The organism is Blautia sp. MSJ-36, from assembly GCF_018917985.1.
GTDB lineage: Bacteria > Bacillota > Clostridia > Lachnospirales > Lachnospiraceae > Blautia_A.
Genome location: NZ_JAHLPQ010000017.1, coordinates 23,746 through 48,999 on the forward strand (window position 1 = coordinate 23,746; position 25,254 = coordinate 48,999).

The 25,254-nt window shown below is 44.1% G+C and carries 24 protein-coding genes; 5 read left to right on the forward strand and 19 right to left on the reverse strand.

The features are described from left to right. Nucleotides 1–10: 10 nt before the first annotated feature. From KQI39_RS11775 to KQI39_RS11800, 6 genes are all read right to left on the reverse strand, one after another. Nucleotides 11–2,002: a TIM-barrel domain-containing protein gene (locus KQI39_RS11775; RefSeq protein WP_216418569.1), complete on the reverse strand. Its 1,992-nt coding sequence runs from the start codon at nt 2,000–2,002 to the stop codon at nt 11–13. A gap of 14 nt (nt 2,003–2,016) precedes the next feature. Continuing rightward, nucleotides 2,017–3,693, reverse strand: coding sequence for a glycoside hydrolase family 13 protein (locus KQI39_RS11780; RefSeq protein WP_216418571.1), 1,677 nt, complete (start codon nt 3,691–3,693; stop codon nt 2,017–2,019). A 219-nt stretch (nt 3,694–3,912) separates the two neighbouring features. Next, complete coding sequence (locus KQI39_RS11785; protein ID WP_216418573.1) at nt 3,913–4,920, reverse strand: LacI family DNA-binding transcriptional regulator; 1,008 nt, start codon at nt 4,918–4,920, stop codon at nt 3,913–3,915. Further along, nucleotides 4,917–5,087 (reverse strand): hypothetical protein, encoded by a 171-nt coding sequence (locus KQI39_RS11790; RefSeq protein ID WP_015525206.1) that lies wholly within the window; start codon nt 5,085–5,087, stop codon nt 4,917–4,919. Before KQI39_RS11790 ends, KQI39_RS11785 begins: the two co-directional genes overlap by 4 nt. A 159-nt stretch (nt 5,088–5,246) precedes the next feature. After that, the gene (locus KQI39_RS11795; protein ID WP_021978085.1) at nt 5,247–7,337 is read right to left on the reverse strand and encodes an elongation factor G; all 2,091 of its coding nucleotides are present in this window, start codon (nt 7,335–7,337) and stop codon (nt 5,247–5,249) included. A gap of 150 nt (nt 7,338–7,487) precedes the next feature. After that, nucleotides 7,488–8,210 carry a phosphatase gene (locus KQI39_RS11800; protein ID WP_148446997.1) on the reverse strand — a complete coding sequence of 241 codons (723 nt, stop codon included), beginning with the start codon at nt 8,208–8,210 and terminating at the stop codon, nt 7,488–7,490. 230 nt (nt 8,211–8,440) lie between these two features. Here KQI39_RS11800 and KQI39_RS11805 point away from each other — a divergent pair, with 230 nt between their 5' ends. The 3 genes from KQI39_RS11805 to KQI39_RS11815 all read left to right on the forward strand — a co-directional run bounded on the left by KQI39_RS11805 (nt 8,441) and on the right by KQI39_RS11815 (nt 12,072). Continuing rightward, on the forward strand, nt 8,441–9,532 hold the full coding sequence (locus KQI39_RS11805; protein WP_216418575.1) for a prephenate dehydrogenase: 1,092 nt from the start codon (nt 8,441–8,443) through the stop codon (nt 9,530–9,532). A 21-nt stretch (nt 9,533–9,553) separates the two neighbouring features. Then, nucleotides 9,554–10,828, forward strand: a complete 1,275-nt coding sequence (gene aroA, locus KQI39_RS11810) for a 3-phosphoshikimate 1-carboxyvinyltransferase (RefSeq protein ID WP_216418577.1) — start codon at nt 9,554–9,556, stop codon at nt 10,826–10,828. 257 nt (nt 10,829–11,085) lie between these two features. Continuing rightward, entirely contained in the window at nt 11,086–12,072 is a 987-nt protein-coding gene (locus KQI39_RS11815; RefSeq protein ID WP_216418579.1) for a 2-hydroxyacid dehydrogenase, read from the forward strand. 87 nt (nt 12,073–12,159) lie between these two features. Here the strand turns inward: KQI39_RS11815 and KQI39_RS11820 are convergent, their stop codons facing one another. Then, on the reverse strand, nt 12,160–12,684 hold the full coding sequence (locus KQI39_RS11820; protein WP_173771505.1) for a ribonuclease domain-containing protein: 525 nt from the start codon (nt 12,682–12,684) through the stop codon (nt 12,160–12,162). A gap of 3 nt (nt 12,685–12,687) precedes the next feature. Continuing rightward, nucleotides 12,688–13,533, reverse strand: a complete 846-nt coding sequence (locus KQI39_RS11825; RefSeq protein WP_216418581.1) for a deoxyribonuclease IV — start codon at nt 13,531–13,533, stop codon at nt 12,688–12,690. 171 nt (nt 13,534–13,704) lie between these two features. Between KQI39_RS11825 and KQI39_RS11830 the strand changes: the two genes are divergently transcribed. Then, nucleotides 13,705–15,219: a CapA family protein gene (locus KQI39_RS11830; protein ID WP_216418583.1), complete on the forward strand. Its 1,515-nt coding sequence runs from the start codon at nt 13,705–13,707 to the stop codon at nt 15,217–15,219. An 82-nt stretch (nt 15,220–15,301) separates the two neighbouring features. Here KQI39_RS11830 and queA read toward each other — a convergent pair whose 3' ends face one another. From queA to KQI39_RS11870, 8 genes are all read right to left on the reverse strand, one after another. Next, nucleotides 15,302–16,327: a tRNA preQ1(34) S-adenosylmethionine ribosyltransferase-isomerase QueA gene (gene queA, locus KQI39_RS11835; protein WP_216418585.1), complete on the reverse strand. Its 1,026-nt coding sequence runs from the start codon at nt 16,325–16,327 to the stop codon at nt 15,302–15,304. A gap of 2 nt (nt 16,328–16,329) precedes the next feature. After that, entirely contained in the window at nt 16,330–17,082 is a 753-nt protein-coding gene (trmD, locus tag KQI39_RS11840; RefSeq protein ID WP_021978094.1) for a tRNA (guanosine(37)-N1)-methyltransferase TrmD, read from the reverse strand. Continuing rightward, nucleotides 17,083–17,589 carry a ribosome maturation factor RimM gene (gene rimM / locus KQI39_RS11845; protein ID WP_148447009.1) on the reverse strand — a complete coding sequence of 169 codons (507 nt, stop codon included), beginning with the start codon at nt 17,587–17,589 and terminating at the stop codon, nt 17,083–17,085. Between the two features lie 60 nt (nt 17,590–17,649). Beyond that, a complete protein-coding gene (locus KQI39_RS11850; protein WP_015525219.1) occupies nt 17,650–17,880 on the reverse strand; it encodes a KH domain-containing protein in 231 nt (76 codons plus the stop codon). A 56-nt stretch (nt 17,881–17,936) separates the two neighbouring features. Further along, a complete protein-coding gene (rpsP, locus tag KQI39_RS11855; RefSeq protein ID WP_015525220.1) occupies nt 17,937–18,182 on the reverse strand; it encodes a 30S ribosomal protein S16 in 246 nt (81 codons plus the stop codon). 45 nt (nt 18,183–18,227) lie between these two features. Further along, nucleotides 18,228–19,580, reverse strand: coding sequence for a signal recognition particle protein (gene ffh, locus KQI39_RS11860; RefSeq protein ID WP_118369243.1), 1,353 nt, complete (start codon nt 19,578–19,580; stop codon nt 18,228–18,230). Nucleotides 19,581–19,583: 3 nt separating this feature from the next. Then, nucleotides 19,584–19,907, reverse strand: coding sequence for a YlxM family DNA-binding protein (gene ylxM, locus KQI39_RS11865; RefSeq protein ID WP_021978097.1), 324 nt, complete (start codon nt 19,905–19,907; stop codon nt 19,584–19,586). 183 nt (nt 19,908–20,090) lie between these two features. After that, the gene (locus KQI39_RS11870; protein ID WP_216418587.1) at nt 20,091–21,086 is read right to left on the reverse strand and encodes a uroporphyrinogen decarboxylase family protein; all 996 of its coding nucleotides are present in this window, start codon (nt 21,084–21,086) and stop codon (nt 20,091–20,093) included. A gap of 200 nt (nt 21,087–21,286) precedes the next feature. Between KQI39_RS11870 and KQI39_RS11875 the strand changes: the two genes are divergently transcribed. Next, nucleotides 21,287–22,825 carry a PucR family transcriptional regulator gene (locus KQI39_RS11875; RefSeq protein WP_216418589.1) on the forward strand — a complete coding sequence of 513 codons (1,539 nt, stop codon included), beginning with the start codon at nt 21,287–21,289 and terminating at the stop codon, nt 22,823–22,825. Nucleotides 22,826–22,902: 77 nt separating this feature from the next. Here the strand turns inward: KQI39_RS11875 and mscL are convergent, their stop codons facing one another. The 3 genes from mscL to KQI39_RS11890 all read right to left on the reverse strand — a co-directional run bounded on the left by mscL (nt 22,903) and on the right by KQI39_RS11890 (nt 25,252). Beyond that, nucleotides 22,903–23,319 (reverse strand): large conductance mechanosensitive channel protein MscL, encoded by a 417-nt coding sequence (gene mscL / locus KQI39_RS11880; RefSeq protein ID WP_216418590.1) that lies wholly within the window; start codon nt 23,317–23,319, stop codon nt 22,903–22,905. A 171-nt stretch (nt 23,320–23,490) separates the two neighbouring features. Further along, nucleotides 23,491–24,315, reverse strand: coding sequence for a TrmH family RNA methyltransferase (locus KQI39_RS11885; RefSeq protein WP_216418592.1), 825 nt, complete (start codon nt 24,313–24,315; stop codon nt 23,491–23,493). 130 nt (nt 24,316–24,445) lie between these two features. Next, nucleotides 24,446–25,252: an alpha/beta hydrolase gene (locus KQI39_RS11890; protein ID WP_216418595.1), complete on the reverse strand. Its 807-nt coding sequence runs from the start codon at nt 25,250–25,252 to the stop codon at nt 24,446–24,448. Between the last annotated feature and the right edge of the window lie 2 nt (nt 25,253–25,254).

Consider the following 25,254-nt stretch of genomic DNA (forward strand, 5'->3'; position numbering starts at 1 on the left):
GCTGTCTGCTTTATTTTTTCAGAACACGGTAATATTCTTCTCTGTCGTAATCCTTATGGATTCCATCGTCCTCATATAAGGTATACTCCGCACCTTCATATCCGAGAAGCTGCATATTATCTGTATCCAGAGCTGCCACACATTCTGCTGCTTCTGCAACCGGAATACATTTTCCCTTCCGGATAAACAGTGGGATCTCATTCAGTGCCACTTCCACATAATGTACACCTTTTTCCAGGATCTCCTCTGCAATGGTTCCGTCCGGAAGGAATTTCACAAACTTCATCTCCTCCGGAAGATATACGTAACGGCCTCTTGCGTTCTGCTCATAAACCGGAGCGATCATGATCTCATTTCCAAGGAGCAGCTGGTCCTCCACATGTACGGCAATCTTATCCTCCGGATAAACAAAGCCCAACGGCCGGAAATACATATCATCGTTCAGAGCTGCCTTCATATATTCACTGTAAAGATATGGGATAAGACGATATCTCACACCGATCACATGACGGAAATCTTCCACATTTTCAAACTGATAACACTCCTGCTCCCTGGTACCGATCGCTGTATGGTCACGCATCAGCGGTGTGAATACTCCAAGTGCCAGGAAACGGAGCAGCAGCTCTCTTGTGGTATCAGCGCCAAATCCCCCCAGATCTGCTCCTGCATACAGGAAACCACACATATTCAGAGAAGGCATCATCTTCAGGTTCAGGAGAATATGCGCCCACCAGGATTTATTGTCACCGGTCCAGATTCCACCATAGCGGTGCATACCAATGTAAGAAGATCTGGAGAACATCAGGAAACGTTTCTCCGGATCGATCCGTTCAAAAGCTTCCCCCGCTGCCCTGGTCATATTGTAGCCAAACAGGTTGTGCACTTTGTCATGGCGGATCTTTTTACCATCTACATTATGATAAAATCTCCGGTAATCTTCCGGATTGTTGGCAGCATCACGAAGGGCACTCTGCATCTTCCAGATATGGATCTTTCCCTCTGTATCTTTTGCAAATTCCCCGGCAAGCTCTTTGACCTCTTTCATTCCCTCTGTGGAATAAAAAATTGCCGGCTCGTTCATATCGTTCCAGAAACCGTCGATTCCCTTCTCAATCAGGAAACGGTATTTGTCACCGAACCATTTTCTGGCATCTTTGTTCAATACATCCGGAAAATGAGTATCTCCCGGCCATACAGCAGCCACAAAATCACTGCCATCCTCTCTCTGGCAGAAGTAACGGTTTTTGACACCTTCCTCATAAACATCGTATCCCGGCTCTACCTTGACACCGGCATCGATGATCGGGATCAGACGGATATCCTGATCCTTCAGTTCCTTTACAAACTCCGGGAAATCCTGAAAATTCTCTTCACTTAATGTAAAGTCCTTATAAGACTGCATATAATCGATATCCATATAGATCATATCAATAGGAATATGATTTTCACGATATCCGGCTGCAACCTTACGGAAATCTTCTTTTGTAGTATAGCCCCATCTGCTCTGGCCGAATCCAAAGGCAAATTTCGGCGGGATATAGCTTCTTCCGATCACATGGCGGAACTGCTTTACAATATCATAGGGACTCTCCCCCTCGATCACATAAAGCTTCAGGTCTGCATTTTCGCAGGTTACCTTCATGGTATCCATTCTGGTATAGCCAATGTCAAAGGTGATCGCTGCCGGATAATCAAAAAACATTCCAAAGGTTTCTTTTCCGGACACAATGATAAGATTATGTGCACCGTACAGGGAATGTTTATCCTCTGTATGCTCTGGATCATCGGTACAGTTACTGGTATAAATGAATCCTCTCTTGTTGATACCGCGGTTGGATTCTCCCAGTCCGTAAACGATATCCTCTTCATCCATGATATAAGTAAAAGAAAATCCATCTTCTGTGCAGATTTCTCCATATCCTGGCTTTCCTTCTGCTGTTTCAAGGGTTTCTGTCAGTGCCTCAGTTTCAAAGGGCTCTCCATATACATATTTTTTTATCATTTTTCACTCTCCTGTTACAGATTTCTGTAAAGAACAAATGCCTCATAAGGTTTCAGGATCACTTTCTTCCCAAAATCCTTTCTTCCAAGATTGGTGATCAGGCATTCTGCATTTTTCTGAAATTCTTCCGGGATTTCCATTTCTGCCACATGCTCACTGAAATTGCAGACTGTAAGAAGCTTCTCTCCCTCAAGGGTTCTGGTATATGCAAAAATCTGATCATGATCTCTGTAAAGTGCCTCAAATGCACCGTAAACGATCACCGGTTTTTCTTTTCTTAAACGGATCAGCTTCTGATAATAATGGAAAATGGAATCCGGATCCGAAAGCTGCTGCTTCGCATTGATCTCCTTATAATTGGAGTTTACCCTGATCCATGGCGTTCCCTCCGTAAAGCCAGCCTGATGGGAATCCGCCCACTGCATCGGTGTTCTGGCATTGTCACGTCCTCTCAGCATCAGGCACTTCATCATATATTCCGGTGTATAAATACCTGCTTCTGTGTATTCATGGAAATACTGAATGCTCTCGATATCACGGTAATCCTTAAGGTCTGTAAAATAAGCATTGGTCATTCCAAGCTCTTCTCCCTGATAAACATAAGGAGTTCCCTGCATCATATGAAGGCAGGTTGCCAGCATCTTGGCTGAAGTTTCCCTGTATGCAGGATTATCATTTCCAAATCTGGAAACACTTCTTGGCTGGTCATGATTTCCCAGAAACAGACTGTTCCATGCTTTTCCTGCAAGCTCTTCCTGCCATTTGATCATAACTTTTTTAAATTCCTGGAAATCGTATTTCTCGGTAGTCCATTTGCCATGGTCTGATCCCTGGCCCTCTACATGCTCAAACTGGAACACCATGTTCAGCTCATTTCTGTCCTCACCTGCGTATTTCTGTGCCTCTTCGATAGTCACACCAGATGTTTCTCCAACCGTCATCACATCATATCGGGATAAAACCTCTCTGTTCATTTCCTGGAGAAACTCATGGATCCTAGGGCCATGGACGCAGTAAGGACCGAAATCACCGTATAATCCTCCGTTCATTTCTCCATCCGGATATGACTGATCCTTGGAGATCATGCTGATCACGTCCATTCGGAAACCGTCGATTCCTTTTTCACACCAGAAATTCATCATATCGTAAACTTCCTGACGGACCTTTTCATTTTCCCAGTTCAGATCCGGCTGCTTTCTGGAAAACAGGTGAAGGTAATACATCTCTGTCTGAGGATCATACTCCCATGCAGGTCCTCCAAATACGCTTCCCCAGTTATTCGGTTCCTTTCCATTGACAGGATCCCTCCAGATATAGTAATCCCTGTAAGGATTGTCTTTGGATTTTCTGCTTTCAACAAACCAGTTGTGTTCATCGGAAGTATGGTTTACGACCAGATCCATGAGGATCTTAATATCCCGTTTATGCGCTTCCTTAAGAAGCTTTTCATAATCCTCCATGGTTCCATATTCATTATAGATCCTGCGGTAATCGGAAATATCATAGCCATTGTCATCCTGCGGAGATTCCAGCATGGGGGAGATCCAGAGAACATTTACTCCCAGCTCCTTCAGATAGTCCAGTTTTTCTATAATTCCGGGAATATCACCAATTCCGTCTCCGTTGCTGTCGTTAAAACTTCTCGGGTAGATCTGATATACCACGCTTTCTTTCCACCAGTTTTTTTTCATGGTAAATGGCCTCCTTTTTCTGTTTGATCCTGAAATCAGCATATCCTATCCACCCTTTAAAATCAACAGGTTTCTCGTGAAACTTAAATTACTGCCAAACTTTTCTGTTTTTTTTATGCAGTTTTAACAATAAAGCACTACTATCCGGTGAAAAAATTCCCACCGCATTCCGGGGATGCGCCTGAAAAAGTCATCACAATATAAAAAAAAGAGATCCTGCTACTCTTTTACAGAATCTCTTTTCACAAGCCAGACCGGACTTTTTACATTTTTTTCGGCAGGTTCTTTTCCTTCTGCCATAAGGAGCAGTTTTCTGAGAGCCAGAACTGCTTTCTGATGGATATCCTGATGGATGGTCGTCAGCTTCGGCCTGACGATCTGTGCGTAAAAATTATCATCAAATCCGGTAATGGAAATCTGCTCCGGAATCCGGATTCCCTGATCTGTAAAAAAATTGATGGCTTCCACCGCTGTGTAATCCGATGAGAAAGCCAGTGCTTTTGTCTCCAGAAAATGAGGCAGCAGCTCTTCATATTTTTTCAGTCTGCGCCGGGGTTCCTGGGGAACCACCACATAGCGGGAGCGGCTGCAGAAGCCGCCATTTTTTTCCATAGCCTGTTTGAATCCAAGCCATCTGGCATAATCACTGTCCTGCTCTGTTTCCGCAACAAAAAGTGCCCGGTGGTATCCACAGGAATGCAGATATTCCCCGATCTGATATCCACCGGAATAATCATCCACTCCTACATTCTGAAAGCTATATCCACCCTTCGGATAGGCATCGATCAATACCATTTTTTTATTCAGCTTTCTGGAAAGCTGATGATACTGTTCTTCATTATACCCTATAATGATAAGACCCTCCACATTCCAACGGGATGCCATATCTACCACATTATCGATCCGTTCACCGCCAATGAGCATAATATAATAGCCTCTGTTTTCTGCTTCGACCTGCAGCGTTCCGGTGATCTCTCCCACAAAAGAATCCTGCAGAGACTGCATACCATGAATGAAGGAAAAACCAAGAACCACTCCAATGATCCTTGAGCCGTGTCCGGATAGCATCACAGATCCCATGTGGGGAACATAATTCTGCTCCTTCAGGATCGCCGTGATCCGGTCAATGGTGCTCTGTGAAACCCGTTTTGTATTTCCATTGATCACATTGGATACGGTTGTACGACTGACACCTGCCATATCCGCGATATCCTGCAGCCTTATCATTTCATTGAATACTGCATCAGCTCATAATGAAGCTCACAGCCCTCATAGATTTCTGCCGGAAGTAATGCTCTGGCAACTACTTTCAGTTCCTCCTCCGGCTGATCCACACGCTTCAAATGTGCATAATCTCCGTCAATCTGTTCCACGATATAATCACATACTAACATTTTTTGTCCTCTCTCTTTTCTTTTTTGCTCATACTTCAATAACCTGTATGAGCGCAATTCGTTTCTCTGACTGCTTATTCACGAATGCATCTAAAAACAGGCTACAGCAAATGCTGCAGCCTGTCAACTCTTTATTCTGCCCTCAAAAAATATCTCTGTTTATTCGTCAGCACTGTCAACCTTACTTGCACGTGCTGCGATCTCTTTCTCCTGGATATCACTCGGAGCCTGCTCATAGCGTGCAAACTCATAGGAGAAATCTCCGCTTCCACCAGTCATGGAACGAAGGACTGTGGAATAACCATAAATCTCAAGCAGCGGAACATCTGCCTCAATGATGGTATTGCCCTCGTGATCCGGATTCATTCCAAGAACACGGCCACGTCTCTTGTTCAGATCTCCCATAACATCACCGGTATATTTATCCGGAACTGTAACCTTCATGGAGATGATCGGCTCAAGAAGTACCGGAGACGCTTCCATAAAGCCCTTCTTGAAGGCAAGGATCGTTGCCATCTTAAATGCCATCTCAGAAGAATCTACCGGATGATAAGATCCATCATAAAGGGTTGCTTTCACACCAACTACCGGATATGCAGCCAGAGGGCCTTTCAGAACGCATTCCTGAAGACCTTTTTCAACTGCAGGGAAGTAATTCTTCGGAACTGCACCACCTACAACTACCTGCTCAAATACATAAGGTGTTTCCAGATCGCCGGATGGCTCAAAGCGCATCTTAACATGACCATACTGTCCGTGTCCGCCGGACTGTTTCTTATGTTTGCCTTCTACATCTGACTTCTTGCGAAGTGTCTCACGGAACGGAACCTTCGGTTTGGAAAGTTCCACATCTACTTTATAGCGTTCTTTCAGCTTGCTGACAACGATATCCAGATGCTGATCGCCCATACCATAGATCAGGCTCTGACGGTTGGCACTGTCATTGACAACTTTAAGAGTTCTGTCCTCTGTCATCATCTTGGCGAGAGACTGTGCGATCTTATCCTCATCGCCCTTCTTCACTGCCTTAAATCTCTTATATGTATATGGTGTGGAAAGTACAGCCTTCGGATAAAGGATCGGGTTTGCCTTGGTCGCAAGGCTGTCACCGGTCTGTACGCTTCCAAGTTTGGCAATGGCACCGATATCACCTGCAAAAAGTTCCGGAACTTCGATCGGTTTGGAACCTTCCAGAACATAGAGTTTATTTACACGCTCTTCTGTTCCCTTCTCTACATTAAGAAGTGTATCATCGGATTTCAGCACACCGGAGCATACCTTGATCAGAGAATATTTACCAAGGAACGGATCTGCGATAGTCTTAAATACATAAGCGGATTTCGCCTTGGCAAAGTCATAATTCGCCTCAAAGATCTCGTTGGTCTTCTGTGCGATACCGTTGCAGGAACGTCCGCTCGGGCTCGGAAAATAACCGCAGATATCATCCAGAAGATTGGATACACCGCGAAGATTCACCGGTGAACCCATGCATACCGGAACAATGCTTCCATCCTGTACGTTGGTTGCAATAGCTGCTGAAACCTCTGCTACGGAGAAAGTATCTCCCTCAAAATAACGGTCCATAAACTCTTCACTTGTCTCTGCAACAGACTCCATCAGAGTTTCATGATATTTCTCAAGATATTCGGTCAGATAGTCCGGAACCGGGCATTCTTCCTTACCAGCCTTGTCAATGTATCTTCTTCCGGCCTGTTTCACAACATTGACATAACCTACAAACTTACCATCCTCACGGATTGGGAAATGAAGAGGAGCGATTCTCTTGCCGTACAGCTCTGTCAGCTCTTCCACGACCTCACGATAGCTGACATCATCCACGTCCATATCGGTAACAAAAATCATTCGCGGAAGTTTATATTTCTCGCAGAGATTCCATGCTTTCTGTGTTCCAACCTGAACACCGGCCTTACCGGAAACAACGATGATCGCTGCATCTGCTGCACTGACTGCCTCCTCAACTTCTCCCACAAAATCGAAATATCCGGGAGTATCCAGTACATTTACCTTCATCTTATCCCATGGTACCGGAATCAAAGAAGTTGTGATGGAAAAATGTCTCTTTATTTCTTCCTTGTCATAATCGCTGACAGTATTGCCATCCTCAACACGTCCGAGTCGGTTTGTCATACCTGCCAGATAAGCCATTGCCTCAGCCAGTGTTGTTTTACCTGCGCCACCATGACCTAATAGGACTACATTTCTGATTCGGTCTGTTCTGAAAACGTCCATATGTAATACCTCCCTGTTTGTCTTACTTAATATGTTCACATTTTACTAAATTTCCATGCAAATTTCAAGTATTTTATTCAATTTTGACAACTTTTTTTCAGAAAGTTTTCAGTTATACCGTCAATTGATACAGAACAACCTGTCCTCCTGTCAGAATTTCCGATTTACATACTTTTTCACAGCATCCACGGAATGGTTCAGTACCAGTTCTTCCGGAAAATCCAGTTTTGTGAGAAGCTCTCTGGCAAGATCAAATTCCCCGATCAGAAGGTCAAAATGAGCATCGCTGTCCATGATTACAGGTACCTGATATTTTTTGCAGTAGTTCAGCATAATGGTATCGTTCTCTACTGCATTCTCGCGGGTACAATCCGGGTCCATGGAGTGGTTGTTAAGCTCCAGAACTTTACCGTATTCTTTCGCTCCCTGTACAAGTGCTTCATAGTCGATATCGTATCTTCCGTCATCCGGATGTCCGATGATATTGACGTATGGATTTTTCATAACATTAAGATAAGCCTCTGTATTCTCCTGCCTGCTGCCCGGTTTGATACATGGCACATGAAGGCTAGCAATAACCACGTCCAGCTTTTCCAGGGTATTCTGCGCCAGATCCACGGTTCCTGCCGCATCCAGGATATTTACCTCCGAGCCCAGAAGCAGCTGGATCCCGTACATCTCACGGGGCACTACTTTTATATTCTGAAAGTAGAATTTGTGGCAGGTTCCCGGCATCTTCGGTGCATGTTCTGTAATTCCAAGAAGCTCAAGCCCTTTATCGGAAGCCGCCTTCGCCATCTCGCGAAGGGTACAGTATGCATGCCCGCTGGCTACAGTATGTGTGTGCAGATCCATTACTGACTGATATTTCATAATAAATTCTCCTCTGTATCTTACGTTGTTTTTTCTTATTATACGTCCGAAATCCCTGATTTCTCAAGCCCTTTTCTATTACTGTTTATTGTTTGCTGCTGCTCATTGGCAATATTTCTGTTTCCTCTAACATTTGTTGACATTTTTCGTACTTTCTTTTACAATATAGTCGTGATTTACACTATTAAAGAATAAAAGTAAAAAGTAACCGGAAAGGACTCTGAAGTACTATGAAAACCATAGGTTTTATCGGCCTTGGGCTGATCGGCGGCTCCATTGCCAGAACCATACGAAAATTTCACCCGGATTATCGCCTGCTTGCCTTTGACAAAGACAGAGACGCTCTGGCAGAGGCAGTCAGTTTAAATGTGATCGACGGGATCTGCGATATTGAAGACGAACGATTATACAACTGTGATTATCTTTTCCTCTGTGCCCCTGTAGAATTTAATGTGGAGTACATGGAAAAGATCAAGGATTCTCTTGGAGAAAACTGTATCCTCACAGATGTGGGCAGTGTAAAAAGCATCATCCACGAAAAAGTAACCGAACTTGGCCTGGAAGGAAAATTTATCGGCGGCCACCCAATGGCAGGGTCCGAGCGCAGCGGTTTTTCCAATTCCAGTGATCATCTTCTGGAAAATGCTTACTATATAATTACCCCCGGAGGAGAAGTTGCTCTGGAGAGGATTTCCGATTTCACAGAACTGGTCTCCTCGCTTGGTGCGATCCCTCTTGTTCTCACTGCGGAAGAACATGATTTTATCACAGCAGGAGTCAGCCACCTTCCTCATATCGTAGCCTCCGCTCTTGTGAATCTTGTAAACCTTCTGGACAACGATGCCCAGTATATGAAAATGATCGCAGCCGGTGGTTTCCGAGACATCACACGTATCGCCTCTTCCTCACCGATCATGTGGGAGCAGATCTGCCTGGAAAACCAGAAAAACATTTCCACAGTTCTGGATGAATTTATCCGTATGCTGATCCAGATCCGCTGTTCCATTGACAACAAAGAGGCTGACAATATTTTTGACATGTTCGCAAGTTCCAAGGATTACCGCGACTCCATTGACATTGTGGATAACAGCCTGATCCCACGCTCCTATGTCCTTTATATCGATGTGGCAGATGAGGCCGGCGCCATTGCAACCATCGCAACCATCCTTGCAACAGAAAAAGTCAACATCAAAAATATCGGCATCATCCACAACCGTGAATTTGAAGACGGCGTTCTGAAGATCGAATTTTATACAGATGCCGCTCTGGAGCAGGCAAAAGTGCTTCTTACCAAACGCAATTACAAAATCTGCGAACGCTGATATATAAACGAGGTATTTATTATGGAAATCAAAAAAGCAAAAAAATTATCCGGTTCTCTTGCCATACCCGGAGATAAATCCATTTCCCACAGAGCCATTATGTTCGGCTCTCTTGCAGAAGGCACTACCAGGATCACAAACTTTCTGGAAGGTGCTGATTGTCTCTCCACCATTTCCTGCTTCCAGAAAATGGGCATTGACATTAAAAATACAAACGGAGAGATCCTGGTCCACGGAAAAGGCCTCCATGGCCTCAGTGCTCCAACAAAGACTCTTGATGTAGGCAACAGCGGTACTACCACCCGTCTCATTTCCGGAATCCTGGCAGGCCAGGATTTTGTATCAGAGCTTACCGGCGATGCTTCCATCCAGAAACGTCCCATGAAACGGATCATGACTCCGCTTTCCCAGATGGGTGCAGATATCGTCAGCATCAACGGAAACGGATGTGCACCCCTTAAGATCTCCGGAAAAAAACTTCATGCCATCCATTACAATTCTCCGGTAGCTTCTGCCCAGGTAAAATCCTGCGTACTTCTTGCAGGAATGTACTCGGACGGCATCATCCGTGTAACAGAGCCGGTTCTCTCCAGAAACCACACAGAGATCATGCTGAATTACTTTGGTGCCGATGTAACATCAGAGGGAACAACTGCATCCATCAAACCGAATCCGTCTCTTTACGGACGTGAGATCCTGGTTCCTGGAGATATCTCTTCTGCTGCCTACTTTATCGCAGCCGGCCTCCTTGTTCCCAACAGCGAGATCCTTCTGAAAAATGTGGGAATCAACCCGACCCGTGACGGTATCCTCCGTGTATGTAAAGCCATGGGCGCAGATATCACCCTTCTCAATGAAACCACAGAAGGCGAGCCTACTGCAGATCTTCTGATCCGTTCTTCTGCTCTTCACGGAACCACCGTAGAAGGTGCTATCATTCCTACCCTGATTGATGAACTTCCGATGATCGCGGTTATGGCAGCTTTTGCAGAAGGAACCACTATTATCCGGGATGCCCAGGAACTCCGTGTCAAAGAATCCGACCGTATCCAGGTTATGACAGAAAACCTCCAGAAAATGGGGGCAGATATCCAGGCAACAGAAGATGGTATGATCATTCACGGCGGAAAGCCTCTCCATGGTGCAGAGATCGATTCTCATCTGGATCATCGTGTAGCCATGTCCTTTGCAGTAGCAGGACTTCTCTCGGAAGGAACACTTTCCATCAAAAACGGAGAATGTGTCAATATCTCCTATCCGGAATTCTATTCCGATCTATACAGTCTGGCAGAATAATTATCAGATATACAGACAGAGAGCATTTTTGTGCACGATTCATTGCATCTGTTCCATCAGATAGCAATGCATAAAAATGCTCTCTGTTTTTTGTATTTTTTTATATTTCGTATATTTTTTATTTATTATGGGTATTATAATTTCAAAACAAAATCATTTTTTTGATAAACTTTATCTATTTCCCCACTTTCCAAATTCCTACTATTATGGTATTATTTGTCCGGAAAATAAAATATTTCCAGAGAGGAGCAACGATTATGAAAATTTTGTTTTATGATACCAAGAGCTACGACAGAGAATTTTTTGAGAAGCTGCTTCCGTCCTATCCAGGTATTGAGATTAAATTCATTGAAGCAAATATCCATGAAGAAACCGCAGCTCTTGCCCACGGCTACGATGCTATCTGTGCATTTGTAAATGCAGATCTTGGCGCACCGGTCATCGAAGAACTTCACCGCCAGGGTGTAAAACTGATCCTGATGCGTTGTGCAGGATATAACAACGTTGATCTGGAAACTGCTGCCAAATGCGGAATCCAGGTAGCACGTGTTCCAGGTTATTCTCCGGAAGCAGTTGCCGAACACGCCATGGCACTTGCCCTTACCGCCAACCGCCACACCCACAAAGCATATATCAAATGCCGCGAAAACAACTTCGCACTAAACGGTCTCATGGGCGTAAACTTTTATCAGAAAACTGCCGGCATCATCGGTACCGGAAAGATCGGCCAGGCAATGGCAAAGATCTGCCGTGGCTTTGGTATGAAAGTAATCGCTTATGATCTTTTCCCAAATAAAAATCTTGACTTTCTGGAATATGTTTCACTGGACGAACTTCTTGCCGCCAGTGATCTGATCAGCCTCCACTGTCCGATGACTCCGGAAACTGAACATCTGATCAATTCCGAGACCATCGCAAAAATGAAAGATGGCGTAATCCTTGTAAACACCTCCAGAGGTGGACTGATCAAAACTGACGACCTGATCGCAGGTATCCGTGACCATAAATTCTTTGCCGTTGGTCTGGATGTTTACGAAGAAGAATCCGCTTATGTATATGAAGATATGTCCAGCAGCATTCTTCCTACTTCCACGATCCAGCGTCTTCTGTCCTTCCCGAATGTTACCATGACTTCCCATCAGGGATTTTTCACGGTAGAAGCACTGACCAATATTGCCGAGACAACTCTGGAAAATGCAAAAGCGTTTATGGATGGAGCTGAAATGAAAAATCTGGTTCACTGATAAAGTTCCATTTTCACAAAAAAATCCGAGTACAGAATTAAGCAAAGCGAATATCCGCAAGCAATTCTGTACCCGGATTTTTATTTTTTAATAGATTTCTTCAAAAGATTTTCCGTCATCTTCTGTATAATACACACGTTTTCCATCCTGTGTAAATATTATCTTCTGTTTTTCTTCAGAATCCAGGCTGCACTGCTGATAGGTAATTCCATCTTCTACCGGAAGCATTTTATCTGCATTATCGTAACTTTTTGCAGAAAGGTTTGACGGCGCATGCCCATACTCATAAATATACTGGGCAACTTCATCTTTATCTGTGTATGTCCCTTTTTCATCCAGCTTACTCTGCGTTTCTTCGTTACTGTCTGTACTTTCCGCATCTGCTTTCTCTGTGGAATCTTCCTGCTGCTGTGACTGCTCCAGTTCCGCATCATCTTCCACTATCATTTCATCGTCACTGTTTTCGTCCATGTCCTCCAGTTCATCATCTGTTAATGGTTCCAGATCATCCTGAAAGGCTGATTCGTCATATTTGGCTTTCTCCTTGCATCCTCCCAGCATCAAAACAGCAGCACCTGTCATTACCAAAAGAAAAATTCTGAATTTCTTCATGAATCAAGCTCCTTTCACTGTATACTGTTCTCTTAAAAGTGCAATCTCTCTTTTCCATCCCTCATCATCATTAGGCGTCTCCAAAATAAAGGGGATTCCTTTCAGTGCCGGATGGCACACCACATTAACCAGCGCATCCAGACCAATTTCTCCCTCGCCAATTTTTGCATGACGGTCTTTATGGCTTCCCAGGCCATTCATGCTGTCATTAAGATGAACGGCTTTTAATCTGGAAAGGCCGATCACCTGGTCAAATTCCGTCAGTACTCCATCCAGATCATGGACAATGTCATACCCGCCGTCCCAGACATGACATGTATCCAGGCAGACTCCCAGTTTGTGATTTTTTTCCACACGGTCAATGATCTCTCTTAGTTCCTGAAACGTTGCGCCCACCTCAGAGCCCTTGCCGGACATGGTTTCCAGAAGAACTGTGGTACTTTGTTGTTCGTTAAGAACATCGTTGAGAATTTCCGCAATTTTTGCAATTCCAGTTTCTGTTCCCTGTCCTACATGGCTACCCGGATGAAAGTTATAATAATTCCCCGGAGTATATTCCATGCGTTTCAGATCATCCGCCATAATCTCCCGGGCAAAATCTCTCAGATTTTCTTTTGCCGCGCAGGCATTCATTGTATACGGCGCATGAGCTACAAGCTTACCGAAATGATTTTCTTCTGCAAGTTCCAGAAATTTCTGCACATCTGCCGGATCAATCTCTTTCGCCTTACCGCCTCTTGGATTTCTGGTAAAAAAGGCAAACGTATTTCCTCCATTTTTTACCATCTGACGTCCCATGGCTGCATAGCCTTTGGATGAACTTGTATGATTTCCGATATATAATACCATTTTTTTATGATCTCCCTGTATTTTTTATTTGCGTTAACTTAAAGCCACGCTTGCATTACTTTGTACATTATAGCAAAAACTCTTTTTTCTGCAAAGTCCAGCATTCATTCTTTACATTACTTCCAATTCTTCCTATAATAAATGTATCTTTACATATGAAGGAGAAAAAGTATGGCAAATGATAATCGAAAGCCGCCACACAGACATGATCCGGAACTGGCGCGAAAAGAAGCACTTAAGGCCAAACAGGCACGCACACATCGTTCCGATCCGAAAGAAAGCGGCCATCGCCAAAGCACTTCACGGGTAAACAAACGCCCGTCCACACACAGCTCTGCCTCATCACGCAGAAAAACCATCAAAAAAAATTCCAGATATCAGCAAGTACGCCGTCAGAAAATGATGCTTACAGGAGGAGGAATTCTGCTCTTACTTCTTGTAATTATTTTTTCTGCCCGAGCCTGTATCTCTTCCAGAAAAGCGGCCGAAGCTGCGGCCCTCCAAAAAGCGCAGGAAGAAGCAGCGGCCAAAAAAGCCGAAGAAGCAGCGAAAGCGGCTGAGAAAGATCCTGTTTCACTGACCATCAGTGTTGTGGGTGACTGCACCCTTGGTACAGACGAAACCTTCGACTATGACACAAGTCTGAACGCCTACTACGACAACAACGGAAAAGATTACTTTTTCCAGAATGTAAAAAGTATTTTTGCAGCAGATGATCTGACTATTGCCAATTTCGAGGGAACACTCACAGATTCGAATGCCCGTGAAGATAAAACATTTGCATTTAAGGCACCTGCTGAATATGCCCAGATCCTAACCAGCGGTTCCATAGAAGCTGTAAATACTGCCAACAATCACAGCCATGATTACGGAGACCAGAGTTACACAGATACCCTGACTGCTCTGGATAATGAAGGGATCACCCATTTCGGCTACGATGATACTGCAGTTATGGACATCAAGGGAGTTAAAGTCGGACTTGTTGGAATTTATGAACTGAATGACCATCTTGGCCGCGAACAGCAGCTGAAAGATAATATTGCAAAAGTCAAAACTGACGGAGCAGAACTTGTTATTGTAATCTTCCACTGGGGCAATGAGACCGAAACCGTTCCAGATACCAATCAGATGACTCTCGGCCGTCTGGCTATCGACGAGGGTGCTGACCTTGTATGCGGACATCATCCACATGTACTTCAGGGAATTGAAACTTACAAAGGTAAAAATATCGTTTACAGCCTCGGAAACTTCTGCTTTGGCGGAAACAGTTCACCAAGTGATATGGACACCATGATCTTCCAGCAGACCTTTACCATCACTTCCGACGGTGTACAGGCCGATAATGTAACCAACATCATTCCCTGCTCCATTTCTTCCGCAGATGGTTATAACAATTATCAGCCAACTCCCGCTACCGGCGATGAAGCTGCCAGAATCAAGGCCAAAATCGATGAACGCAGTGCAGCGATTCCATCCGCTGATTCTACAGCCAAATCATCCGGCGATACAGGCAGTTCTGATACTGTTTCTGCAGATGAGGCATCCGGAAACACTGACACTTCTGATGAATCTAATACAAGCTCGGATTTTTCCGATGAATCTGACAGTTCGGATTATGATGCTTCAGATGAAGAAGATTACAGTTCCGACGAAGAAGCAGATTTCTCAGATAACAGCGAAGAATAGGTAAAATAAAAACCCTGGCAGATACCGCATGATCCATGCGAAAATCTGTCAGGATTTTTTAATGAAAGATAATTGTGTTTTGTTATTCGATCATCATGGCATCCCCAAAACTGAAGAATCGGTATCTTTCCTTCACCGCTTCCTCATAGGCAGCCATAATATGTTCTTTTCCTGCAAGGGCAGAAACCAGCATCAGCAACGTAGACTCCGGAAGATGAAAATTGGTGATCAGTCCGTCGATGGCTTTGAATTTATAGCCTGGATAGATAAAGATCTCTGTCCAGCCACTTCCGGCTTTTACGATTCCGTCTTCTCCGGTTGCGGACTCCAGGGTACGGCAGCTGGTAGTTCCCACGGAAATCACTCTTCCACCGTTTTTCTTTGTGTCATTGATCAGTTTCGCCTGATCTTCCTCCACAATATAAAATTCCGAATGCATATGATGTTTCTCCACATCATCCACTTTTACCGGACGGAACGTTCCAAGGCCTACATGCAAAGTTACATGGGCAATATTCACGCCCATTTCTTTTACCTTCTCAAGAAGTTCCGGTGTGAAATGCAGTCCTGCTGTCGGTGCGGCGGCAGATCCTTCATTTTTTGCATATACAGTCTGATAACGGTTTTTGTCTTTCAGCTTGTGGGTAATATACGGCGGCAGCGGCATTTCTCCCAGCTGATCCAGGATTTCCTCAAAGATTCCCTCATAATGGAACTGGATCAGGCGGTTTCCCTCATCTACGATATCGATGATCTCGCCCTTTAAAATGCCATCACCAAAAGTAATTTTAGCACCAGGACGGGCTTTTTTACCAGGTTTTACAAGGCACTCCCAGATATCATTCTCACGACGCTTCAGAAGCAGGATCTCGATCAGTGCTCCTGTCTCCTCCTTATGTCCGTAAAGACGTGCCGGAATAACTTTGGTGTCATTGATCACAAGGCAGTCTCCCCTATGCAGGTAATCCAGTATATCGGTAAAATGACGATGCTCGATACTTCCGTCTTTCAGGGACAGATGCATCAGTCTGGAAGAACTTCTGTCCTCCAGCGGGTCCTGAGCAATCAGTTCCTGCGGCAGGTCATAATAAAAATCTGATGTTTTCATAATTATTTTTCCACTTCCTCTTTCCACTGTTTGCGAAGTCTGCGGACCTCGTTCCACTCTTTGTTTGTAAGATCGGCCTTTGGCAGCAGATCCGGTCTCCATTTGGCAGTACGGATAATAGACTGCTCTCTTCTCCATTTATCCACATTTGCATGATGTCCGGAAAGCAGCACCTCCGGAACTTTTTTTCCATGCCATTCTTCCGGGCGGCTGTACTGAGGATATTCCAGAAGATTTCCGGAAAAAGATTCCGTCTCTCCGGATTCCTGATTGTTTAAAACACCTGGTACCATTCTGGAAATGGAATCCATCATAACCATAGCCGGAAGTTCCCCGCCTGTAAGTACATAATCACCAATAGAAACATAGTCTGTCACAATTTCTTCCAGAACACGCTCATCAATTCCCTCATAATGACCGCAGAGAAAAACCAGGTCTTCTTCCAGTGCGAACTCTTTCGCCATATTCTGGTTGAAAGTTTTTCCCTGAGGAGTCAGAAAGATCACACGGGGTTTTCTTCCGATACGTTCTACAATGGACTCGTAGGACAGATATACGGGTTCTGCCTGCATCAGCATTCCGGCACCGCCACCATACGGATAATCATCTACCTTCTGGTGTTTGTTGAAGGCAAAATCCCGGATATTGATTGCTTCCAGTGATAACAGTCCTTTTGTAATGGCACGGCCTGTAATACTTGTGTTCATTCCGTTCTCGATCATTTCCGGAAACAGTGTAAGTACATGATAATTCATTTAAACAAGCCCTTTCATCAAATGTACAGTCATAGTATTTTTTTCCACATCTACATCAAGAACACAGTCATGGATCGCAGGAAGCAGAATTTCTTCTCCATCCACACGGTCTACGATGTAAACATCATTGGCACCAGTCTCCATCACATCACGGAGTACTCCGAATTTCTCCCCATTCTCCAGAAGTACATCCATTCCGATCAGATCTGCCACATAATATTCATCCTCGCCAAGCTCCTGTGCCTCTTCACGTGGGATCCAGAGATCACGGCCTTTATACATTTCAATATCATTGATATTATCAACGCCTTCAAACTTCAGGATCGCAAGATTCTTAAAAAATTTCACATTCTGAATATTCAGTCTGCGAAGTTCTTTTCCTGTATCCAGAAGCACATATTCAATATCAAGAAAACGCTCTGCATCATCCGTTGTTGGAAAAACCTTCACCTCACCACGGACGCCATGCGTTGTTGTAATAACTCCTACTTTTAATAAATCTTCCATTTTTGCTCCCTTTCAGAGTAAAAACAGGAGCCATGGAATCCACAGCTCCTGTCTCATTTTTCATTGCAGAATATCTACAATCACTTTTTTGCTGCTTTTTGAAGAAGCCGCTTTCACAACAGTACGGATTGCCTTGGCAATTCTTCCCTGTCTTCCAATAACCTTGCCCATATCGGCCGGTCCGACTTTCAGCTCAACAACAATCGCGTCGTCTTTCTCAGTCTCAGTAACGACTACCTCATCCGGATTTTCAACAAGAGATTTTGCAATTACTTCTACAAGTTGTTTCATTACATACCTCCTTGCTCTGCCCTTACGGGGCCCACAGATCTTAAATCTGTCAGGTATTATTTCTCGATTCCGGCAAGTTTAAGAAGCTTAGCAACTACTTCTGTAGGCTGAGCACCAGCTGCAAGCCATTTCTTAGCTGCCTCTTCGTCGATTTTGTATACGCTTGGGTCGAGGTTCGGATCATATGTTCCGATCTCTGCGATACATCTTCCGTCACGTTTGCAGCGGGAATCTGCTACTACGATTCTATAGAAAGGTGCTTTTTTCTGTCCCATTCTTCTTAATCTGATCTTAACTGCCATTTTTGTTTTCCTCCAATTATCTTTCTAAAAATTTATTGTTGTTTATTAAAAGGGAAGCTTAAAGCCGCCTCTTTTTCCCATATTCATCTTGCCGCCCGTTAAGCCCGGCATCTGTTTCATCATTTTCTTGCTCTGCTCAAACTGCTTCACAAGACGGTTTACTTCTGTGATATCCACGCCTGCACCTCTGGCGATGCGGTTCTTACGGGATATGTTCAGAATGTTCGGATTGCTTCTCTCCTGAGGTGTCATGGAAAGGATGATGGACTTGGTACGGTCCATAGCTTTCTCATCAATCATACCCTCAATATCCTTCATCTTGCCGCCCATTCCAGGAAGCATGTTCAGGATACTGGAAATACCACCCATTTTGTTCATCTGCTCCATGCTGGTAAGATAGTCATTGAAGTCGAAGTCCATTTTCTTCAGCTTCTTCTGCATCTCCTGAGCCTGCTCCTGATCTACAGATGCTTCCACCTTCTCGATCAGACTCATTACATCGCCCATGCCAAGGATTCTGGAAGCCATACGTTCCGGATAAAACTGTTCCAAATCCGAAAGCTTCTCTCCCATACCAACATAGAAGATCGGTTTGCCGGTTACGGCTTTAATGGAAAGTGCAGCTCCACCTCGTGTATCACCGTCCATCTTGGTCAGGATCACACCGTCAATGCCGACTTTATCAGAAAAGTTCTGCGCTACATTTACCGCATCCTGTCCTGTCATGGCATCAACTACAAGCACTGTGGCATCCACATTCACATTTGCTTTGATATTCTCAAGCTCCTGCATCATATCCTCATCAATGTGAAGACGTCCTGCGGTATCGATCAGCACAACATTCTGCTGATTGGATTTCGCATGCTCGATAGCTGCTTTTGCAATATCCACGGGATTCTGCTTATCTCCCATGGAAAAGACCTCAACGCCCTGCTTCTCACCATTTACCTGCAACTGTGTGATCGCTGCGGGACGGTAAACATCACAGGCTACAAGCAGTGGTCTCTTTCCCTTGGATTTCAGTTTGCCTGCCAGTTTGGCAACCGTTGTTGTCTTACCTGCACCCTGGAGGCCGACCATCATAAGAACGGTAAGATCCATTCCCGGTTTGATCGGAAGTTCTGTTGTCTCGCTTCCCATCAGATTGACCAGCTCGTCATTTACGATCTTGATCACCATCTGTCCCGGATTCAGACCATTCATAACATCCTGTCCGATAGCCTTTTCCTGAACGGATTTCGTAAACTGCTTAACGACCTTGAAGTTAACATCCGCTTCCAGAAGCGCCATCTTAACTTCTTTCAGCGCTACCTTGACATCAGCCTCTGTAAGACGTCCTTTGCCTTTCAGCTTCTTAAATACATTCTGCAGTTTATCTGTTAAACTCTCAAATGCCATTGATCATAACTCCTCTAATATCACATTGGAAATCGCCGCAATATCTTCGGCGTGGTACTTGTCAGCCAGTTCATGGATCTTCATAACCTGACTGCGGATGTTCAGGAATTTCTCGACCAGATGGAGTTTCTCTTCGTATTCTTCCAACGTCCGGTTGCACCGTCTGATCATATCATGCACACCCTGTCTGCTGATGCCAAGTTCCTCGGCAACCTCACTCAAGGAATAATCCTCAAATACCACACTGGTGTACACCTGCCGCTGCCTCTCTGTCAGAAGCTCTCCATAAAAATCAAATAAAAAAGTCTGCTCTACAAATTTCTCCATCTGTAATCACCTTGGCTATCATACACGATTCCGCCATGTCTGTCAAGGCTTTTTGCTTTACAAATTTATTTTTTCCAAAATTTCACAGAAAAAAGGCCGGGAAAGCGCTTTTCTGCTGGGTTTTGCAGGCTTTTCCGACCTTTATTTATTTTCTTCCTATTATATAGGCCAATCTGAATTCGATCAGAACATTTCTTTCGTCATTTTATCAATTTCCTGATCTACTGCTTCATAAACACCCGGGATGCAGGAAAAATTCAGGCCATGTGTGGTACATGGAATAAAATGAAGCTTACCACAGTCTCTGCAAAGCTGATCGGTTGCTTCTTCAATCATTTCCTGATTCCAGTCAAAACGATCCACTTTGCCATTGTCAATGCCACCCATAAATGTGATATCTTTTCCATATTCTTTGATCAGTTTCGGAAGATCATTGACAGACATACATCCCTGCCATACATCAATTCCCATTTCGATCATTGTTGGAACCAGTGTTGCGCTGTAGCTGTCATTATGATGAATGATCAGTTCCACACCATGGTCATGGTAGTAGCCATAAATACGTTTGTAGGAATCCATAAAGAATTCGCGGAACATATCCACACTGATAAATGTAGACTTCTGCGTTCCCCAGTCATCATGATGGAATACAACATCTGGTTTCATATAGGTACAGATCTGCTCTGCCCATTTCAGTTCCCACTCTGTAATATATTCGATCAGTTCATGCATGGCTTCCGGTTCTTCGTAAAAATTCATCATAGTATTCTGAATTTCACAGAGATAATGGCACATCTCAAAAACTCCCGGTGCGATCAGTGTGGCAACCATTGTTTCATTCCTATCAATTCCGGCAATGGTCTCCTGGCATGCTTTCCAGTCTTCTGCTGTGTAATTGATATCCGGTGCTTTTACATATTTTTTCCATTCTGTGATATCCGGGCATACCAGATGTTCGGGATCATGAAGTGGAAACGCTCCTGGCGTTCCTACCGGCCAGGAATTATAATATCCCCAGCCACATTTTACTGTTGGTGCACCAGGTCCTTCCGGCATCATCGGATACTGCTGCTGATAGGGAGTATTCAGAACAAAGGTCAGTCCCTCATACTGTTTTACAAAACGATCCGGATTTCCTCCACGGATTACTTCCATCATATTCTGTCTTTTTGTTAACATAAAAACACCTCCGCTACGTTATTATGCAGGAAAACCTTTTTTCCGCACTTGTTTTGCTACACCCCAATATAAAAGGCTTATTTCTGCACTTGTTTTTTCTTTATGATTCTATTATACTGAAAATCAGAAGAATCACAATTCCACATAATATGGTGATTATTCCTATTTTTTCCTATAAAATATAGGAAGGAGGATTTTCTTTGAAACTCAGCGCAAAACTTATCTGCTATCATTTGCAGCAATCATTTCCTATGGATACCTCCAGGCTGGATACAGAACCCACATTGCTATGTCCTGCCTGTTACGAAAAAAACACACCGCTTCAGGAAGGACGTGTTTATCTTATTACAAATCCTGATTTTCAACCGACTTTTCATCATCCCAAAAATATCCTGTTCCTGATGATCGGAAAAACTTACCGGAATTACGAATTAACCCAGCCAAACATGTGTGTCATTCCTGAAGATTTTTCTGCCAATACCATTTTTAACAAACTCCAGGAAATTTTTATCCTTTATGACCGGTGGAATCAGTCTCTGATGAATTCCCGTCTTCAGAACGCTTCTATTCAGGAACTTCTGGATCTTACCGCTTCCATTATTCCCAATCCAATGATGCTGATCGGTATGGATTTTACTATCATTGCCTCCAGAGGCTGGGATCTGGGTGATCTTTCCAATTCCGTTCTGGGTTCCAACGAAAATTCCTGGGCTGTTGTTGACAGTCTGAAACAGGATCCCCATTATGAGGAAGCTTTTTATAAAACCGGCTACTTTTATTATCCCGGAAATGGCCTTACGGTTCCTTCTCTCTGCGTAAACATTTCCAATAATGATAAGGCTGTATACCGACTGATGTTTTCCGGAGGCGAAGTTCCTCTGGATGATACATTTGGTTTTATCCTGGAGTACCTTTCCCAGATGATATCTCATGCCCTTTCCACCGGTATCATGCACAACCGGGATAAAGCGTTTCCTCTGCACCAGATTTTTGTATCTATCCTGACTGATCCAGGAGCTGATTACGTAAAAGTCAGCCAGCAGCTGACAAATGTAGGATGGCTTTCTTCCCATATGTATCAATGCATCCTGATCCAGACCGGACTGATCGACCAGAAAAATCTGACCCTCAATGCCATCTGCAATTATCTGGAAAATACGATCCCGGCCAGTTGTGCTACCGAATACAAAGGCAATGCTGTGCTTTTTATCAATCTGGACCTATGTACCATGACTGTCCATGAAATTTCTGATAAGATCGAGGGTTTTATCAAAAACAGCATGTTAAGTGCCGGATACAGCCGGAAGATGCTTGGACATTTTAATTTCCACCGGCAATACACACAAGCTTCTGTCTCTTTACAGGTTGGCAAACGCAAAAATCCTGCAGAAAGTATCCACTATTTTAACTCCATCGCTCTGCCCTATATCCTGGAACAGGCTACCAGAAAACTTCCAGCTTACATGATCTGCCACGAAAAGCTTCTGTCACTGAAATACAAAGATGAGGCAAAACAATCTCATCTCTATGACACACTGCGTTGTTTTCTGGAACACAACCAGAACATTGCCCATACTGCCAGCGCTTTATTTATCCACAGAACCACTCTTCTTTACCGTCTGGATAAGATCAAAGCATTTCTGGATTCGGATCTCACAGACAGAGATGAAATCCTGTATCTGCTGCTTTCTTTTCATTTGATGGATATGGAAGAAGAAAATCAGAACACAAACGCATAAAAAAACGGGAAATCTCATGCATACCATAATATGCTTCCTGATTTCCCGTTTTTTCTATGTAAAGCGGATATTCTCTTTTATAATTCTTCCTTTTCTGCTTCGTTCAGAATTGAAGTACAGTGTGGACATCTTGTAGCCGCGATGTCGATCTCACTTCTGCAGAACGGACATACCTTCGTAGTTGGTGCAGGCTCTTCCTCTTTTTTTGCTCCGATGGAAGTGATCTTGTTAACTGTCTTCAGAAGGCAGAACAGGATAAATGCCATGATCACAAAATTGATCACTGAGGAGACAAAGGATGAAGCAAATCCGGATACATCCTTCAGTGTATACGTTGCTCCTCCTGTAAGCACATTCAGGATCGGATTGATAAAGTTATCGGTCAGTGATGTTACGATACCTGAGAAAGCACCTCCGATAATCACACCAATAGCCATGTCCATGACATTGCCCCGCAATGCAAAGGCTTTGAATTCCTCCAGAAACTTTTTCATTTGTGATTCCTCCCTCTTTTTTCGAAAATCCTATGACACTTTGGTTCCGTTTTGGATTTTCGCTGTTTTTCAGGAAAATTATAACACCGGCATTTCTTAATTTCCATAGATATTCCAGACAAAATCTCACATCTTATAAAAGAATACGTTCTTCCTGCCCGGCACATTTTTTTAATGTTTCCCCAATTGCCAGAATGCCACCGCACTGGCTGCAGCCACATTCAATGAATCTACTCCATGGGCCATGGGAATGCATACCGTATAGTCACAGTCCGCAATGGTCTCTGAGGCAAGTCCATCTCCTTCCGTCCCAAGAACAATTGCCAGTTTTTCTTCCGTCATTAAATGAGGATCATCAATATCAAAAGAATCCTCTTTCAGCGCCATGGCTGCTGTTTTAAATCCCATTGTTTTCAGAGACCGGATTCCTTCCGTCTTCCACTCTGTCTTTTCATCAAAAAATGTCCATGGGATCTGAAATACGGTTCCCATGCTGACACGGATCGCACGGCGGTATAAAGGATTGCTGCATCCCGGAGTTAACAACACCGCATCCATACCAAGAGCTGCCGCAGAACGAAAAATCGCGCCGATATTAGTAGGATTTACCACATTTTCCAGAACCGCGATCCTGCGGGCATTTTTGCAGATCTCATCAATCCCCGGAAGTGCCGGCCGGTGCATGGCACAGAGCATCCCTCTTGTCAGCTTGAAACCGGTCAGCTGCGTCAGCACATCAAATTCTGCCGTATAAACCGGAATTTCACCACAGCGGCGGATCAGCTCTTTTGCTTCTCCCTCAATATGCTTATGTTCCACCAGAAAAGAAATCGGCCGGCACCCGGAATCCAATGCTCTCTCAATAACTTTCGGGCTCTCCGCAATAAAAATTCCTTTCTCAGGCTCTGCCCGGTTCAGAAGCTGAATCTCAGAAATCCTGGCATATACATCCAGCTCCGGTGCGTTAAAATCTGTGATTTCTATGATATTTGACATGGTTGTTTTCTCCTGTTCTCTCTTCCTGTTTCTATCCTGTTTATTGTAACAGAAACTCTTTGTAAAAGAAAGCCAGGTGTTATTGAATCCACCTGGCTCTGCTGCTACATATAAAACAGTCTGTTTATTTTCAGATCCTTACTTCCATCCACCGGATCATATCTCCAATTACTTCATCTTTGCAATACTCATTCAGGATCTCATGGAAAAGTCCGCCATAGATTTTCATCTGCTTATCTTCGGAACCTGCTTCTTTAAAGAAATCATAGGTATCCTGTACACTTACCAGACCGTCTTTCTCACCATGAGTCATAAGGACCGGAGAATGAAACTCTGCTTTTTTCTCCTTGAACCAGTCAAGTCCGTCACAGATCGCATAGCATAAACCCGCTGTAAAAGACTGTTTATTATATGGATCTTTTCCGTACCAGTCTACCACTTCCTGCACAGAGCATACACCGGATCCCAGCTGGTTGGTAAGGCGCGTATGTACATCCATTCCTCCCGGCACTCCACGGATCAGATTTCCGTTATCTGCAGTCAGCGCACCGCTGGTAATGATTCCCCGGAGCTTTTTATCCGGATATTTGGCTCCATACAGAGAAACGGTAAATCCTCCCATGCTGTGTCCGAGAAGGAACACCGGGATATCCGGATTTTCTTCAATAGCCATATCCACCACTACATTGGTGTCATCCAGAAGTTCATTGAAATCCGAATAAAAAGTCTCCTCTCCTTCAGAGCGTCCATGTCCTCTGTGGTCAAAACGGTAGGTACCAATTCCCGCCTCATGAAGCTTCTCTGCAAAATAATCGTACCTGCCCTGATGCTCACAGAGACCGTGAACGATTACGATCACAGCCTTATTGTCTGCTGCCGTTTCCTTTTTCAGATACAGTTTCGTTCCGTCAAACGATGTGATCATACTTTCACCCATAG